The organism is Pseudomonas migulae (genome assembly GCF_024169315.1).
In the GTDB taxonomy this organism is placed as follows: domain Bacteria; phylum Pseudomonadota; class Gammaproteobacteria; order Pseudomonadales; family Pseudomonadaceae; genus Aquipseudomonas; species Aquipseudomonas migulae_B.
On the sequence record NZ_JALJWR010000001.1, the window covers coordinates 4,916,611 to 4,932,285 of the forward strand.

Annotated in this window: 14 protein-coding genes; 8 read left to right on the forward strand and 6 right to left on the reverse strand. The window is 61.1% G+C overall.

Annotation, left to right across the window (positions count from 1 at the left end; genetic code table 11):
• The first annotated feature begins 1 nt into the window (after position 1).
• From J2Y86_RS22530 to J2Y86_RS22540, 3 genes are all read left to right on the forward strand, one after another.
• A complete protein-coding gene (locus J2Y86_RS22530) occupies positions 2-565 on the forward strand; it encodes an RNA polymerase sigma factor (RefSeq protein ID WP_253436569.1) in 564 nt (187 codons plus the stop codon).
• A complete protein-coding gene (locus tag J2Y86_RS22535) occupies positions 562-1,548 on the forward strand; it encodes a FecR family protein (protein ID WP_253436572.1) in 987 nt (328 codons plus the stop codon). The genes J2Y86_RS22530 and J2Y86_RS22535 overlap by 4 nt, the downstream gene beginning before the upstream one ends.
• 215 nt (positions 1,549-1,763) lie before the next feature.
• Entirely contained in the window at positions 1,764-4,193 is a 2,430-nt protein-coding gene (locus J2Y86_RS22540; protein ID WP_253436575.1) for a TonB-dependent siderophore receptor, read from the forward strand.
• Between the two features lie 144 nt (positions 4,194-4,337).
• Here J2Y86_RS22540 and J2Y86_RS22545 read toward each other — a convergent pair whose 3' ends face one another.
• On the reverse strand, positions 4,338-5,213 hold the full coding sequence (locus J2Y86_RS22545) for an AraC family transcriptional regulator (RefSeq protein ID WP_253436579.1): 876 nt from the start codon (positions 5,211-5,213) through the stop codon (positions 4,338-4,340).
• 138 nt (positions 5,214-5,351) lie between these two features.
• On the opposite strand from J2Y86_RS22545, the gene J2Y86_RS22550 reads away from it, so the two are divergent.
• Positions 5,352-6,254, forward strand: coding sequence for a DMT family transporter (locus J2Y86_RS22550; protein WP_253436582.1), 903 nt, complete (start codon positions 5,352-5,354; stop codon positions 6,252-6,254).
• Positions 6,255-6,282: 28 nt separating this feature from the next.
• On the opposite strand, the gene J2Y86_RS22555 is transcribed toward J2Y86_RS22550, so the two are convergent.
• From J2Y86_RS22555 to J2Y86_RS22565, 3 genes are all read right to left on the reverse strand, one after another.
• Entirely contained in the window at positions 6,283-6,792 is a 510-nt protein-coding gene (locus tag J2Y86_RS22555; RefSeq protein ID WP_253436585.1) for a DUF2165 domain-containing protein, read from the reverse strand.
• A gap of 164 nt (positions 6,793-6,956) precedes the next feature.
• Positions 6,957-7,931, reverse strand: a complete 975-nt coding sequence (locus tag J2Y86_RS22560) for a 2-hydroxyacid dehydrogenase (RefSeq protein WP_253436588.1) — start codon at positions 7,929-7,931, stop codon at positions 6,957-6,959.
• Between the two features lie 238 nt (positions 7,932-8,169).
• On the reverse strand, positions 8,170-9,138 hold the full coding sequence (locus J2Y86_RS22565) for a LysR family transcriptional regulator (protein ID WP_214380739.1): 969 nt from the start codon (positions 9,136-9,138) through the stop codon (positions 8,170-8,172).
• A 275-nt stretch (positions 9,139-9,413) separates the two neighbouring features.
• Between J2Y86_RS22565 and J2Y86_RS22570 the strand changes: the two genes are divergently transcribed.
• The 4 genes from J2Y86_RS22570 to J2Y86_RS22585 all read left to right on the forward strand — a co-directional run bounded on the left by J2Y86_RS22570 (position 9,414) and on the right by J2Y86_RS22585 (position 14,321).
• Positions 9,414-10,925 (forward strand): efflux transporter outer membrane subunit, encoded by a 1,512-nt coding sequence (locus J2Y86_RS22570; RefSeq protein ID WP_253436592.1) that lies wholly within the window; start codon positions 9,414-9,416, stop codon positions 10,923-10,925.
• Between the two features lie 139 nt (positions 10,926-11,064).
• Positions 11,065-13,257, forward strand: coding sequence for an FUSC family protein (locus tag J2Y86_RS22575; RefSeq protein WP_253436595.1), 2,193 nt, complete (start codon positions 11,065-11,067; stop codon positions 13,255-13,257).
• Complete coding sequence (locus J2Y86_RS22580; protein WP_007896379.1) at positions 13,247-13,447, forward strand: DUF1656 domain-containing protein; 201 nt, start codon at positions 13,247-13,249, stop codon at positions 13,445-13,447. The genes J2Y86_RS22575 and J2Y86_RS22580 overlap by 11 nt, the downstream gene beginning before the upstream one ends.
• A gap of 25 nt (positions 13,448-13,472) precedes the next feature.
• Complete coding sequence (locus J2Y86_RS22585; RefSeq protein WP_253436599.1) at positions 13,473-14,321, forward strand: efflux RND transporter periplasmic adaptor subunit; 849 nt, start codon at positions 13,473-13,475, stop codon at positions 14,319-14,321.
• A gap of 3 nt (positions 14,322-14,324) precedes the next feature.
• Here the strand turns inward: J2Y86_RS22585 and J2Y86_RS22590 are convergent, their stop codons facing one another.
• Complete coding sequence (locus J2Y86_RS22590) at positions 14,325-14,720, reverse strand: DUF4440 domain-containing protein (protein WP_253436602.1); 396 nt, start codon at positions 14,718-14,720, stop codon at positions 14,325-14,327.
• A gap of 120 nt (positions 14,721-14,840) precedes the next feature.
• Positions 14,841-15,665, reverse strand: coding sequence for an SDR family oxidoreductase (locus tag J2Y86_RS22595; RefSeq protein WP_253436605.1), 825 nt, complete (start codon positions 15,663-15,665; stop codon positions 14,841-14,843).
• Positions 15,666-15,675: the final 10 nt, after the last annotated feature.

A 15,675-nucleotide genomic window follows, 5' to 3' on the forward strand; every position in this document is an offset into this window, starting at 1 on the left:
GATGATCGCCAGCCCTCCGGATTCCCACGACGAAGAACCTCGCGGAGCGCGTGCGCATTTCCTGCAGGTGTTCTTGTCCCAGCGTTCGCAAATGGAAGCGCTGGTGAATCGTCGCGTGGGGTGTCGGGCAACGGCGGCGGACCTGGTGCAGGATTTGTTTTTGCGCTTCTGGCGTCGGCCGCTGGTGCAGGTCGAAGAACTCAGCACCTACCTGTTGCGCTGCGCCGGCAACATCGCCATCGACCATTTGCGCAGCGAAGGCACGCGGGTGCGGGTCAATGAAGGCTGGCAACCGGATCAGCCCGACAGCCACGGCAGTGAACCCCAGGCCGCGCTGGAGGCGGGCAATGATTTGCGCCACGTCGAAGCCGCGTTGCGTGCGTTGCCCGAACGCACGCGCCAGATTTTTCTGCTCAATCGCATCCACGGCCGCAAATACGCCGAGATCGCCAAGGCCATGGGGTTGTCCCAAAGTGCCGTGGAAAAACATATGATGCGCGCCCTCGAAGCCTGCAAGGCCAGCCTGCGGGATCCCGAACCGCGCACGCCAAGGAAAGCACCGTGAATCAGCTTGACCGCGTCACCCCGACGCCCGCTCAGGAACAGGCCGCTTTCGCCTGGCTGAGTCTGTTGCATGACCAGCCGAGCAGCGGCGACCAGGCCACGTTCAGCCATTGGCTGCAGGCCGATCCCGCGCATGCCGAGGCCTACGCCCAGGCGCAAGTGGTGTGGGAATTGAGCGAAGGGCCGGCGCGCACGCTGGCCAATGAAGACGCCTTTGCCTTGCAGGGTTACCTCAACGCCATCAATCAATCGCGGCGCAGCAGTGTCCGGCGCTGGTCCGGTGCGCTGGCGATGGCGGCGTGCCTGTTGTTGATGGTCAGCCTCGGTGCAGGCTGGCAGCCAATGCGCTGGGTCGATGATCTTGGCGCTGATTACGTATCGGCGCCGGGGGAAATCCGTACCGTCACGCTGGCGGATCAATCGCAAGTCACCCTGGATGCCGACAGTGCCATTTCCGTGGATTTCAGTCGCGGCGAGCGCCACGTTCAGTTGCGTCGCGGCGCCGGTTTCTTCAGCGTGACGCACACGGGCGAGCCGTTTGTGGTGGACGCGGAAAAGGGTCAGGCGCGGGTGCTGGGCACGCAGTTTGAAGTGCGCCTGCAACCCCATGGCGCGCAGGTCACGGTGTTGTCAGGGCGAGTCGGCGTGAAGGCGGACAAACACGCCGAACAGCAGATTCTGACCGCCGGTCAGCAAGTGGCTTACGGCGAAGGCGTGGCGGAAAAATTGCAGGCCGTGGACAGCGAAGCGCAGTTGGCGTGGCGCCAGGGCTGGCTCAATTACTACAAGGCGACACTGGCCGATGTGGTGCAGGATCTGCGCCGTTATTACCCGGGGCGGATCGTGCTGCTCAATGATGAACTGGCGGCGCGGCGGGTCAGCGGCAGTTTTCCGGGCAAGGACCCGCGGGCGGTGTTGGGATCGTTGCAGGGGGTGATGGGGTTTGAGCAGCACTCTGTGGGGCATCTGATTATTTTGCGCTGAGGCTACTGACCTCTTCGCGGGCAAGCCTCGCTCCTACAAGGATACGCAGAACCCGTAGGAGCGAGGCTTGCCCGCGAAGGCGCCTGATCAAACACCGCATAACCCAAATAAAAATATTTTCAAAATTATGGTGAGGTAAACCCAAGCCCCATCCGTGTAGTGACTGAAACTGCGAGTCATTCGCATCCGTAGCGGTTCTACACAGGTCATGAGCAATGAAGTCCAGGGCAAAATCGGGTTCGGTCAAACAGTGGTTGGGTGCCTCGGCGCTGGTTATTTCGACATCGGCGTTGCTGCCATTAAGTGTGGCAGTGGCCGCTGAGGCCGGCACGACGCAGCAGCGTTCGCAGTTCAACTTTGCGATGGCCGCCAAACCGCTGCCCCAGGCCTTGAGCGACTTCAGCCGGATTACCGGCATCAGCGTGGTCTACACCGACGAAGCGCCGTACGGCATTACCGCGCCAGCGGTCAGCGGGCAGATGAGCGCCGAACAGGCGATCCAGCGTTTGCTCAGCGGTTCGGGTCTGACCTTCCGTCGCACCGATGCTCACACCCTGGCGCTGGAACCGCAACCCACCGAAGGCGCCCTGAACCTGGGCGCGACCACCATCACTTCGGTGATGGATCAAACCATGAGTTATCAGCCGCCGCCCACCAGTTCGGTGATGCGCTCGTCAGCGTTGCTTCAGGAAATCCCCCAGACCGTCAACGTGATCCCGGCCCAGGTCATTCGCGATCAGGCGCCGCGCAACCTCGACGATGCGCTGGCCAACGTCAGCGGCATCACCCAGGGCAACACGCTCGGCAGCACCCAGGATTCGGTGATGACCCGCGGTTTCGGCGACAACCGCAACGGCTCGATCATGCGCGACGGCATGCCGGTGGTGCAGGGCCGTGGCCTCAACGCCACGGTCGATCGGGTCGAAGTGCTCAAGGGCCCGGCCTCCTTGCTTTACGGCATCCAGGACCCGGGCGGCGTGGTCAACATGGTCAGCAAGAAACCTGAACTGGAGCAGTACAACGCGTTGACCCTGCGCGGTTCGACCTATGGCGACGGCAAGAACGGCAGCGGTGGCGGCCTCGACAGCACCGGCGCGCTCGGTGATTCCGGGCTGGCGTATCGCATGGTGCTGGACCACGAAGACGAAGATTACTGGCGCAACTTCGGCACCCACCGCGAGACGCTGGTGGCACCATCGCTGGCCTGGTTCGGCGAAAGCACCAAGCTGTTGTTCGCCTACGAACACCGTGAATTCCTGACCCCGTTCGACCGTGGCACGCTGATCGACCCGCGTGACAACCATCCGCTGGACATTTCCCGCGACCGGCGTCTCGACGAGCCGTTCAACAACATGGAAGGGCGCTCGGACCTGTATCACTTCGAGGCTGACCACGAGTTCAACGACAACTGGAATGCCCACTTCGGCTACAGCTGGAACCGTGAAACCTACGACGCCAGCCAGGTGCGCGTCACGGCCATCAACACCGCCAGAGGCACGCTGACCCGCAGCATGGACGGCACGCAAAACGCGATCAGCACCGACCGCTTCACCACCGCCAGCCTCGAAGGCAAGGTCAATGCGCTGGGCATGCAACATGACCTGGTGTTCGGCGTCGATGACGAGTACCGCAAGATCTACCGCGAAGACCTGATCCGCCAGAAAAGCCTGACCACGTTCAGTTACCTCAACCCGGTCTATGGCCGTGAAGTCGCCGGCACTACCGTCAGCCCGGCCGACAGCGCGCAGACCGATATACTGCGCAGCGATTCGCTGTTCCTGCAGGACTCGATCCACCTCACCGACCAGTGGATTCTGGTGGCTGGTGGACGTTTCCAGGAGTACGACCAGTACGCCGGCAAAGGCGTGCCGTTCAAGGCCAACACCGACAGCAACGGCCAGAAATGGGTACCGCGCGCCGGGCTGGTCTATCGCTACACCGACGCGGTGTCGTTCTACGGCAGCTACACCGAATCGTTCAAACCCAACTCGACCATCGCGCCGTTGAGCGGCAGCAGCACGGTGCTCGACGGCAGCATTGCGCCCGAGGAAGCCAAGTCCTGGGAAGTCGGCGCCAAGCTGGATATTCCGGGCCGTGTGACGGGTAACGTCGCGCTGTTCGACATCAAGAAACGCAACGTGCTGGTGGCCAACTCCGAAGGACCGGTGACGATCTATAGCGCTGCGGGTGAAGTGCGTTCACGTGGTCTGGAAGTGGATTTGACCGGCCAGCTCAGCGACCGCTGGAGCATGATCGGCAGCTATGCCTACACCGATGCCGAAGTCACTGAGGACCCGGATTACAAAGGCAAAAAACTGCAAAACGTTGCCAAGAACACCGGCTCGCTGTCGGCGGTCTACGACTTCGGCACTATCGTGGGTGGCGATCAGTTGCGGGTCGGCGCTGGGGCGCGGTATGTCGGTGAGCGGGCGGGCAACGCGGTGAATGATTTCGACCTGCCGAGCTACACCGTGGCTGACGCATTCGCCACCTACGACACCAAGGTCGAAGGGCAGAAGGTGAAGTTTCAGCTCAATGTGAAAAACCTGTTTGACCGCACTTACTACACGTCCGCGGCGAGCCGGTTCTTTGTGTCGATGGGGGATTCGCGGCAGATATCATTGTCCAGCACATTGGAGTTCTGATCAGAGACCGCGTCATCGTTCTTCGCGGGCAAGCCTCGCGCCCACAGGGATTTGTGTTGAACCCGATTTTTGCGATCGACACAAATCCCTGTGGGAGCGGGCTTGCTCGCGAAAGCGGTATGAGGGGCACTGAATATTTCAGGACTACCGCAAAAACGCCTGCCGATACTCGCCAGGCGTCCCACCGAGAACCTGCCGAAACCGATTGGTGAAATGACTCGCACTGGCAAACCCGCACGCCAGCGCAATTTCCCCTAACGGCTGCGATGTTGTCCGCAACAACTCCCGCGCCCGGCTCAGTCGCCTCGCCAACACATACTGATGCGGCGGCAAGCCAAAGCTCTCCCGGAACATCCGCGCAAAGTGATACTCCGACAGCGCACACAAACCTGCCAACTGCCCCAAGCTGATGGCTTCGGCCAACTGACCGTCGATGAACTCGACCAATTGCCGTCGCTGATGCGCAGCTAGCCCGCCCTTGAGTCGCAAACCCTCACGCATCCCGACCTGGCCGAGCAACACATGGCTGAGCATTTCATGGGCCAGGCTGCTGGTGAGCAGGCGTTCGCCGGGTTCATCCCAATTGAGCGTGAGCATCTGCCGAAAGCGCCGGGCTTGTTGCGGGTCTTCCAGAAAAGTCCCTTCGCGCAACTGCAGTTCACGAGGTTCGCGGTCCAGCAGGGTGACGCAGCCAAGGGCAAATTGTTCGGGGCTGAAATACAGATGGGCAAGACGAATGTCGCCGTTGATCACCCAGCCTGACTGATGGTCGGCGGGCAGGATGCACAGCTTGTCCGGGCCGCCCTTGGTGCCGGGCTGGTCGCGGCGGAAGGTGCCGGTGCCGCCGGCGATGTAGCAGGACAAAGTATGGTGGCTCGGCGCTTCGTAGTCCTGGGCGTCGTGATGGTTGCTCCACAAGGCTGCAGCCATGCCGTCACCGAGCTCGGCGCTGTGCTCGAGGCGAGCATTGGGCGAGCGGTTGAGGGCTTGAAAGACTTGCAGGGTTTCCAGTGCGGGCATGATCGGTTCTCTCCAACGCCTTGCATCCTACTCCGTCGCTATTGCGCTGCCAGCCTCTTCGGCGACAAAAGCGCAAGTTTATGCAAGTGCGAAAAGGTTTGGCGCAGGACACTGGGCACCTATTGAGGAGCCTGCGCCATGAACCTTTCGTTGTACTTGCTGACCGTGCTGATCTGGGGCACCACCTGGATTGCCTTGAAATGGCAATTGGGCGTGGTGGCCATTCCGGTGTCGATCGTTTATCGCTTCGGCCTCGCTGCGCTGGTGCTGTTCGTGCTGCTGTTGCTCAGCCGCAAGCTGCAAGTGATGAACCGTCGCGGGCACCTGATCTGCCTGGCACAGGGGTTGTGCCTGTTTTGCATCAATTTCATGTGCTTCCTGACTGCCAGCCAGTGGATACCCAGTGGTCTGGTGGCCGTGGTGTTTTCCACCGCTACGCTGTGGAATGCTCTGAATGCGCGGGTGTTTTTCGGCCAGAAAATCGCCCGCAACGTGCTGATGGGCGGCGCGCTCGGCCTGTTCGGGCTGGGCCTGCTGTTCTGGCCGGAACTGGCCGGCCACACCGCCAGCCCGGAAACCTTGCTCGGCCTGGGCCTGGCGTTACTCGGAACGCTGTGTTTCTCGGCGGGCAACATGTTGTCGAGCCTGCAGCAGAAGGCCGGCCTCAAGCCGCTGACCACCAATGCCTGGGGCATGGCCTACGGCGCGGCGATGCTGTCGGTGTGGTGCCTGGTCAAGGGCATTCCCTTCGACATGGAATGGAATGCACGTTATATCGGGTCGCTGCTGTACCTGGTCATTCCGGGTTCGGTGATCGGTTTCACTGCCTACCTGACCTTGGTCGGGCGTATGGGCCCTGAGCGTGCCGCCTATTGCACGGTGTTGTTCCCGGTGGTGGCGCTCAATGTGTCGGCGTTTGCCGAAGGCTACCAATGGACCGCACCGGCGCTGGTCGGGCTGGTATTGGTGATGCTGGGCAACGTGCTGGTGTTTCGTAAACCCAAGGCGCCGATGGTGCAGGGGAATGGCAAACTGGCTTGAACACCGTCCGGGTCGAGTGCATGTCTACTTAGCGCTCGATCCGCAGGGTCAGATAGATCAATAACGGTATGATGAAGTCGACAATATGTCGGGCCCAGTCTTTATAGTTCCAGTAGGGTGATTCATCCATGTTGAACCACTCTGCGCCGATAATTTGAAAGCAGACGTAATAGATAAAAACAGCGATCATCAAACCAATAATTGCAAACTTCTTCGCTTCGTGAAATTTTTTAGTGCTGGTGTTTATGTTTTTGTAGAGGTGGTACGTGCCCACCATGCAAAAGACAGTGAAGAGCACTTCGAGCGTAATGATTAACCAGTAGATCCTGTGATGGGCCATGGGCGAGGTAACGGCGCGATAGCTGTATCTGGCGCCCTCGCGAGTCGTGTCCATGCTGAGGATGTGGGCGATGTATTCATAGTTGGTGGGGTAGTCGGTGAAGTTGCTATACAACATCAAAAGACCAAAAAAGCTTATAAACAGCATCAAGGTGGCTTTGCTGATTTTTATAGTTTGATTGATTGTCAGGTGATTCAAGTCAGTTCTCCAAATCTGTTTTCCGTTTGTGTGCGGATAAGTAAGGAGAGTGTATAACCTGGTTTGTTTCTTTAGTGGCTGACTGAATTGCAAAGTGTGTAGCGGTTGTTGTGCACGTTTATGGAGGTTGAAGGGCAGACGTTATAAACGCCTGCCCGAATCCATCAACCTTTCCAGACTTGCGGGTTCACCAGATCCAGCGGTCGCTCGCCCAGCAAGGCGCTGCGCAGGTTAGCCAAGGCACGGTTGGCCATCGCTTCGCGGGTTTCATGGGTCGCCGAACCAATGTGCGGCAAGGTCACTGCGTTTTTCAGTTGATACAGCGGCGATTCCGCCAGCGGTTCTTTCTCGTAGACATCCAGTCCGGCGCCACGGATCCGGTTGTTTTGCAGCGCTTCGATCAGCGCCGGTTCGTCCACCACCGGGCCGCGGGCGATGTTGATCAGGATCGCGCTCGGCTTCATCAGCGCCAGTTCGCGGTGGCTGATCAGGTGTTTGGTCTTTTCACTGAGCGGCACCACCAGGCAGACAAAATCGGCCTCGGCCAACAGCTCGTCCAGGCTGCGGAACTGCGCGCCGAGCTCTTGTTCCAGCGCGGTTTTACGGCTGTTGCCGCTGTAGATAACGGGCATGTTGAAGCCGAGGCGACCGCGACGGGCGATGGCCGCGCCGATGTTGCCCATGCCGACGATGCCCAGGGTCTTGCCATAGACGTCGGTGCCGAACAGCGGCGCGCCGACGGTCGCTTGCCACTGGCCGGCCTTGGTCCAGGCGTCCAGTTCGGCCACACGGCGGGCGCTGCTCATCAGCAGGGCGAAGGCCAGGTCGGCGGTGCTTTCGGTGAGGACATCCGGCGTGTTGGTCAGCATGATCCCGCGTTCGTTGAAATAGCCGACGTCGTAGTTGTCGTAGCCGACCGACACGCTGGACACCACTTCCAGTTTGCTCGCGTTCTCCAGTTGCGCCCGGCCGAGCTTGCGACCCACGCCGATCAGGCCATGGGCGTGAGGCAGGGCTTCGTTGAATTGAGCGTTGATGTCGCCATTTTTCGGGTTGGGCACGATGACGTCGAAGTCCTGCTTGAGGCGTTCGATCATTTCAGGCGTGATGCGGCTGAAGGCGAGGACGGTCTTTTTCATGGGCGGAGGGCTCGTCGGGCGTGGAGAATGCCAAGCACGCTAACATTCTTCCGCGCTTTTATGCGAGTGCCCAGGCTTACTGGCTGTACACCCTTCAAAACTGTGGGAGCGGGCTTGCTCGCGATGGCGGATTAACATTCAACATTGATGTCGGCTAACACACCGCTATCGCGAGCAAGCTCGCTCCCACAGGGATCAACGGTGTAGCAGACATTCCGGCACGTCGAGGCTCTTCGCGTCAATTCGCCAACCTTGCCCCAGCCAGACTCCCGCTCAACTCATACGCCGCCAGTTCCGCCTGATGCGCCGCGAGAATATCCGGCAACGACCCGCGCAAATACTCGACCCAGGTCTTGATCTTCGCATCCAGGTACTGCCGCGACGGGTAGATCGCGTACAGGTTCAGTTCCTGCGACCGGTAGTTCGGCATCACCCGCACCAGCGAACCGTTACGCAACCCTTCAATCGCTGCGTACACCGGCAACACGCCGACGCCCATGCCGCTGGTGATCGCGGTCTTCATCGCGTCCGCCGAGTTCACCAGGAACGGCGAGCTGTGGATGGTGACCATTTCCTGACCCTCAGGCCCGTCGAAGGTCCACTTCTCCAGTGGAATCACCGGGCTCACCAGGCGCAGGCACGCATGGTTCAGCAAATCGCTGGGTTTCTGCGCGCAACCGTTGGCTTTCACATAGGCCGGCGAGGCGCAGACGATGCTGTAGGTGATGCCCAGACGCTGGGAGACGAAACCCGAATCCGGCAGCTCGCTGGCGAGGACGATCGACACGTCGTAACCCTCGTCGAGCAAGTCCGGCACGCGGTTGGCCATGGTCAGGTCGAAGGTCACGTCAGGGTGAGTCTTGCGATAGCGGGCAATGGCGTCGATCACGAAGTGCTGACCGATGCCGGTCATGGTGTGCACCTTGAGCTGCCCGGCCGGGCGCGCATGGGCGTCACTGGCCTCGGCCTCGGCTTCTTCGACGTAGGCCAGGATCTGCTCGCAGCGCAGCAGGTAGCGCTTGCCGGCCTCGGTCAGGGCGATGCGGCGGGTGGTGCGGTTGAGCAGGCGGGTTTGCAGGTGGGCTTCCAGGTTGGAGACCGCGCGCGAGACGTTGGCCGTGGTGGTGTCGAGTTGCACGGCGGCGGCGGTGAAGCTGCCGGCCTCGGCCACGTAACTGAAGGCGCGCATGTTTTGCAAAGTGTCCATGGGGTGCTCTCGGGTGCGATGGCAAATTGTGACACAACGTTTCAAGGTCTGAGACCCCGACCAAGGGATTATCGCGTGAACGGTAACAAAGATTCACAGGAATACCGGCTTATCGCAATCAAGACCCACCCCTAGAATTGCGCCGATCCTTCGATCCTTGTAGGAGCGAAGCTTGCTCGCGAAGAACGATAACGCGGTTCTACAGATAGACCGCGTCGCTCCATTCGCGGGCAAGCCTCGCTCCTACAGTTCCCTCACCTCAGGAATTAGCAGCAGTGCCGCGTCGCATCAGCAGAGCGCTTCAGACGCTCAGTGTTTTGGCTTTAACCCTGGCAATCAGCGGCTGCATCGGAACCGGAGGTATTGCCCCGCAGGGCAAGGCACTGGAGGCCAATTCACTGGCCACCGACGACGCCATCCAGAGCGCCGCGCAGGACGCTCACTGGCCCACCGCGCAATGGTGGCAGGCCTACGGCGACCCGCAACTGAACCGCTGGATCGACCTCGCGCAGCAAGGCAGCCCGACCATGGCCATGGCGGCCGCGCGGGTGCGCCAGGCCAAATCCATGGCCGGCATTGCCGAATCTGCCGAGTCGCTGCAGATCAATGGCGAATCCACCCTCAAGCGTCACAACTGGCCCACCGATCAGTTCTACGGGCCGGGCGAGCTGGCCAATACGACGACCTGGGACAACAACGCTGCGCTGGGTTTCAGCTACGCCCTCGACCTTTGGGGCCGTGAAAGCAATGCCAGCGAGCGCGCCGTCGACATGGCACACATGAGCGCTGCCGAAGCGCGCCTGGCGCAGCTCGAATTGCAGAACAACATCGTGCGCGCCTACATCGAACTCTCGCTGCATTACGCGCAACGGGACATCGTCGCCGCGACTCTGAAACAGCAACAGCAAATTCTCGACCTGGCGCAAAAGCGCCTCAACGGTGGCATCGGCACGCACTTCGAAGTCAGCCAGGCCGAAACACCGCTGCCGGAAACCCACCGCCAGCTCGATGCCCTTGATGAAGAAATAGCCCTCAGCCGCAATCAGCTCGCCGCCCTCGCAGGCAAGGGGCCGGGCGACGGCGCACAGTTGCAGCGGCCGACACTGGCGTTGGGCACGGCGCTGAAATTGCCGTCGTCGCTGCCCGCGCAATTGCTCGGCCAACGTCCGGACGTGGTCGCCAGCCGCTGGCAAGTCGCGGCTCAGGCGCGGGGCATCGATGTCGCCCACGCCGGTTTCTACCCCAACGTCGATCTGGTCGGCAGCCTCGGCTACATGGCCACCGGCGGCGGGGCGCTGGAGTTCTTGACCGGCAAGAAACTCAATTACAGCGTCGGCCCGGCGATCTCGCTGCCGATTTTCGATGGAGGGCGTTTGCGTGCCGAATTGGGTGAAGCATCGGCCGGTTATGACATCGCTGTGGCGAAGTACAACCAGACGCTGGTCAATGCGCTGAAGAACATCTCCGACCAGTTGATCCGCCGCGAGTCCATGGACAAGCAGCAAACCTTCGCCGCCGAGTCCGTGGCTACCGCGCAGAAGACTTACGACATCGCGATGATCGCCTATCAACGCGGGCTCACCGATTACCTCAACGTGCTCAATGCGCAGACGCTGTTGTTCAAGCAACAGCAGGTTCAGCAGCAGGTTCAGGCGGCGCGGCTCAGTGCTCATGCCGAACTGGTGACGGCGTTGGGTGGTGGGCTCGGTGCGGGCAACGATGTGCCGAAAGACAGCCAGACCGCTGCACCGAAAACCCCGGCCACTCTGACGAGTATCTTCAATTGAACACAAACTCTGTGGGAGCGGGCTTGCTCGCGATAGCGGTGGGTCAGGCAACAAAAATGTCGCCTGATACAACGTCATCGCGGGCAAGCCCGCTCCCACAGGTCCGGTGTTTTAACTGAATATCACTAAGCAGGATCTGATGACTCCCTTGCCCGCACCTTTGCGCTGGCTGTATTCCCTTGATTGGCGCCGGGGATTCTTTGACTGGGCACGCAGCGACGGCGTGACCTGGGTCTACATCTTCAAGGTGTTGATCGCCGCGTTCCTGACCCTGTGGCTGGCCATGCGGCTGGAATTGCCGCAACCGCGCACGGCGATGATTACGGTGTTCATCGTCATGCAGCCGCAAAGCGGTCAGGTGTTCGCCAAGAGTTTCTACCGCTTTCTCGGCACGTTGACCGGGTCGGCCGTGATGGTCGCGCTGATTGCCTTGTTCGCGCAAAACACCGAACTGTTCCTCGGTTCGCTGGCGATCTGGGTCGGCATCTGTTCGGCGGGTGCGGCGCGTTATCGCAACTTTCGTGCGTATGGTTTTGTCCTGGCCGGCTATACGGCGGCGATGGTCGGACTACCCGCGTTGGCGCATCCGGACGGCGCATTCATGGCGGCGGTCTGGCGGGTGCTGGAAATCTCCCTGGGGATTCTCTGCGCCACGCTGGTCAGCGCCGCGATCCTGCCGCAAACCGCCAGCGCGGCCATGCGCAACGCCTTGTATCAGCGCTTCGGCGTGTTCGCCTTGTTCGTCACCGATGGTTTGCGCGGTCGTAGCCAGCAGGACACGTTCGAGGCGAGCAATGTGCGCTTCATCGCCGAGGCGGTCGGGCTGGAAGGGCTGCGCAGCGTCACCGTGTTCGAAGACCCGCACATGCGTCGCCGCAACGGTCGGCTCAGTCGTCTGAACAGCGAATTCATGGGCATCACCACGCGCTTCAATGCCTTGCATCAGTTGCTTGAGCGCTTGCGCAGCAGCGGTGCCGATCACGTGGTCGCGGCCATCAAACCTGGGTTGCAGGACCTGGCCGAAGTGCTCGATGGCTTCAGCAGCCGTGCCTTGACCAGCCCCGATGCGGCACGTCTGGTCATAGCGCTGAGCGCTTACAAGGAAGGGCTGCCGGCAAGGGTTCGCAGCCTGCGGGCAACCTTTCAGGAGAGCGACCCGAACGACGCTGAGCAGCTCGATTTCCACACCGCGTACGAACTGCTCTATCGCTTTGTCGACGACCTGCACAGTTATGCACAGACCCACGCGTCCCTCGCCGATCACCGTCATGAGCGGGAGCAATGGGACGAGCCGTTCACCCCGCAAACCAACTGGATGGCATCCGCCGCTTCGGGGATTCGCGCGGCGTTCATTCTGGTCGTGCTCGGCAGCTATTGGGTCGCGACAGCATGGCCGAGCGGCGCGACCATGACCTTGATTGCAGCGGCGACCGTCGGATTGTCCGCCGCGACACCCAATCCAAAACGCATGGCGTTCCAGATGGCCTGTGGCACGTTCCTCGGTGCGTTGATCGGCTTCGTCGAGATGTTTTTCATCTTCCCGTGGATCGACGGTTTTCCACTGCTGTGCGTGATGCTCGCGCCAGTGATCGTGCTCGGCTCGTTCCTGACCTCGCGCCCGCAATACGCCGGTGTCGGCCTCGGCTTGCTGATTTTCTTCAGCACCGGTTCGGTGCCGGACAACCTCACCGTGTACAACCCTTACACCTTCATCAATGACTACATCGCCATGGTGCTCGGCATGCTGGTGTGTGCGGCGGCGGGGGCGATCATCCTGCCGCCCAACAGCCGCTGGTTGTGGCGCCGGCTGGAGCAGGATCTGCGCGGACAAGTGGTCTACGCGATCAGCGGCAAACTCAAAGGCCTGGCCTCGAGTTTCGAAAGCCGCACGCGGGACCTGCTGCATCAAGCCTACGGTCTCGCGGCCGGCCAGCCGCAGGTGCAACGGGACTTGCTGCGCTGGATGTTCGTGGTACTGGAAATCGGTCACGCGATCATCGAGTTGCGCAAGGAGCAGGCGATTCTGCCGGTGCACCCGGCGTATGCCGAATCGCAGCCGTGGCGCCAGGCCATTCGCGTGATGGGGCGCTCGCTGGTGCGGCTGTTTCTGCAACCGAGCCAGAGCAATCTGGAGCGCGGACTGGTCGCAGTGGACCATGCAATCAGCCGCGTGCAAGCCACCGACGAACCCTTCGCCCCGCACTTCGACACCTCCGCATTGCGTCGGGTGAAGAGCTATCTGCACTTCATCCGCACCTCGTTGCTCGACCCGCAGTCGCCGCTCGCCGCTTACGTGAACACCCCGTCTCAAGGACTTGAACATGCCTCGTGAAATCGCCTTCCACGGCGTGTACATGCCGACCATGACGCTGATGTTTTTCATCGCCGCGGCACTGGCCTGGGCGCTCGACCGGTTCCTGTCCGGGTTCGACCTGTACCGTTTTTTCTGGCACCCGGCGCTGCTGCGCCTGAGCCTGTTTACCTGTCTGTTCGGCGCCCTGGCGCTGACTGTTTATCGTTGACTCTCTATCACTGAAGAAGGCCCTGATGAAAAAGCTTTTCAGCCTGCTTGCGACCCTGCTGGTGCTGGCCCTCGCGCTATGGATCGGCCGGACCCTGTGGGTGCATTACATGAACACGCCATGGACCCGCGACGGCCGGGTGCGCGCCGACATCATCAACGTCGCCGCCGACGTCACCGGTGAAGTGGTGGACGTGCCGGTGCGCGACAACCAACAGGTGAAGAAGGGCGATCTGCTGATGCGCATCGACCCCGAGCACTACCGCATCGCGGTCAAGCAGGCGCAGGCCATGGTGGCGTCACGCAAGTCGACCTGGGAGATGCGCAAGGTCAACGCCCATCGCCGCGCCGACATGGATGCCCTGGTGATCTCCAAAGAAAACCGCGACGACGCCAGCAACATCGCCGACTCGGCCCTCGCCGATTACCAGCATGCGCAAGCGCAACTGGAAGCCGCCGAACTGAACCTCAAACGCACCGAAGTGCGGGCGGCGGTGGACGGTTATGTGACCAACCTCAACGTCCATCGTGGCGACTACGCGCGTATCGGCGAAGCGAAAATGGCCGTGGTCGACATGAACTCGTTCTGGGTCTATGGCTTCTTCGAAGAAACCAAGCTGCCCCACGTGCGCGTCGGCGACAAGACCGACATGCAGTTGATGAGCGGGGAAGTGCTCAAGGGGCATGTGGAGAGTATTTCTCGCGGCATCTACGACCGTGATAACCCGGAGAGTCGTGAGCTGATTGCCGACGTGAACCCGACGTTTAACTGGGTGCGTTTGGCGCAGCGAGTGCCGGTGCGGATTCACATTGATGAGGTGCCGGAGGGTGTGTTGTTGGCGGCGGGGATTACCTGCACGGTGGTCGTAAAGTAACCCTCACTCCTTGCAAAAAGTCTCATGCAGATGCCGCCAAAGAATCTTGCCTTCGACCTTCTCGAACACCACGGTCGAGCGGCGATCGGAATGCAGGCCGGTGGCATCGGTCTGTTGTTCGCGGTAACTCACGGTTGCACCGCCGGCATGTAACGCGAGGCCACGCAGTTCGCTGAGTTCGATCCGAAAGCCGAGTTTCTTGCCGCCCGCCAGCATGAACAACTCGTTCAACGCCGCGAAATCCAGCACCCGGCCCAACGGCGAGACCATGGAGAACTGTGGCGAAAAACGTGTCAGCAGGTGTTCGAGTTCGGACGCGTCCCGTTCTTCGGCCAGCCATTGTTCGATGGCGACGTGGGCCTGGATGACTTCGTCGAAGTAGTCGGTGTAGTCGGTCATGTTTTTTCCTGAAATTCTGTGGAGTCTGTTCTGGCGCCTTCGCGGGCAAGCCTCGCTCCTACAGGTTTTGCGCGATTCTTGTAGGCGCGAGGCTTGCCCGCGAAGAACGATAACGCGGTCTCAGAGCTGCCCATGCAATCCGAACCGCTTCATCAACCCCGACTCCAGCAACCCCTTGGGCAACAACCCCGCGATCAACGGCAACGCCCGGCTGCCATTGCCCAAACGAATGAGTCGCGGTGGCTTGCCCTGCTGCGCAGCCTTGAGTAAACCGGCCGCAAATTCACTGGCCGGGGTCGGGTTGTCCTGGGACGCCTTGGCCCGCGCCCGAATGCCTTCTCGCAGCGGGAACCACGGTGACTGTTCGCTGATCAACTGTTCCGCTTCCGCCCCGGCATTCTTGGCAAAACTGGAAGCGATGGCCCCCGGCTGCACTTCCATCACCCGCACGCCAAACGGTGCCAGTTCCATGCGCAAGGCATCGCTCAAGGCGTGTACCGCCGCTTTCGAAGCGCAATACGCACCGGCAAACGGCGTGACCAACACGCCGGACACACTGCCGATATTCACCACCAACCCTTTGGCGCGGCGCAACACCGGGAACAGCGCGCGCGTCACGCCGACAATGGCAAACACATTGGTCTCGAATTGCCGCTGCATGGCCGGTACGCCACCGTCAAGCAACGGCCCCATGGCGCCGTAACCGGCATTGTTGATCAGTACATCGAGGCAGCCATGCTTCTGGTCAATCTGCTCGCTCAACTGTTCGAGTGCCGCGGCGTCGTTGACGTCCAGCTGCACGGCGGTGAATCCGGCGGCGGTCAAAACGGCCACGTCCTCAGCCTTGCGCGCACTGGCCCAGACTTCGTAGCCGGCCCCTTTGAAGGCGTCGGCCAGGGCGCGGCCAATGCCGCTGGAACAACCGGTAATCAACGCAACGGGCATGGCGCGGTCC

Excerpts from the sequence above, each read along its gene's own strand:
- J2Y86_RS22550 (WP_253436582.1), top strand. The coding sequence starts at position 5,352 with ATGAACCTTTCGTTGTACTTGCTGACCGTGCTGATCTGGGGCACCACC.
- J2Y86_RS22575 (WP_253436595.1), top strand. The coding sequence starts at position 11,065 with ATGACTCCCTTGCCCGCACCTTTGCGCTGGCTGTATTCCCTTGATTGG.
- J2Y86_RS22530 (WP_253436569.1), top strand. The coding sequence starts at position 2 with ATGATCGCCAGCCCTCCGGATTCCCACGACGAAGAACCTCGCGGAGCG.
- J2Y86_RS22560 (WP_253436588.1), bottom strand. The coding sequence starts at position 7,931 with ATGAAAAAGACCGTCCTCGCCTTCAGCCGCATCACGCCTGAAATGATC.
- J2Y86_RS22585 (WP_253436599.1), top strand. The coding sequence starts at position 13,473 with ATGAAAAAGCTTTTCAGCCTGCTTGCGACCCTGCTGGTGCTGGCCCTC.
- J2Y86_RS22590 (WP_253436602.1), bottom strand. The coding sequence starts at position 14,720 with ATGACCGACTACACCGACTACTTCGACGAAGTCATCCAGGCCCACGTC.
- J2Y86_RS22545 (WP_253436579.1), bottom strand. The coding sequence starts at position 5,213 with ATGCCCGCACTGGAAACCCTGCAAGTCTTTCAAGCCCTCAACCGCTCG.
- J2Y86_RS22580 (WP_007896379.1), top strand. The coding sequence starts at position 13,247 with ATGCCTCGTGAAATCGCCTTCCACGGCGTGTACATGCCGACCATGACG.
- J2Y86_RS22540 (WP_253436575.1), top strand. The coding sequence starts at position 1,764 with ATGAAGTCCAGGGCAAAATCGGGTTCGGTCAAACAGTGGTTGGGTGCC.
- J2Y86_RS22595 (WP_253436605.1), bottom strand. The coding sequence starts at position 15,665 with ATGCCCGTTGCGTTGATTACCGGTTGTTCCAGCGGCATTGGCCGCGCC.
- J2Y86_RS22565 (WP_214380739.1), bottom strand. The coding sequence starts at position 9,138 with ATGGACACTTTGCAAAACATGCGCGCCTTCAGTTACGTGGCCGAGGCC.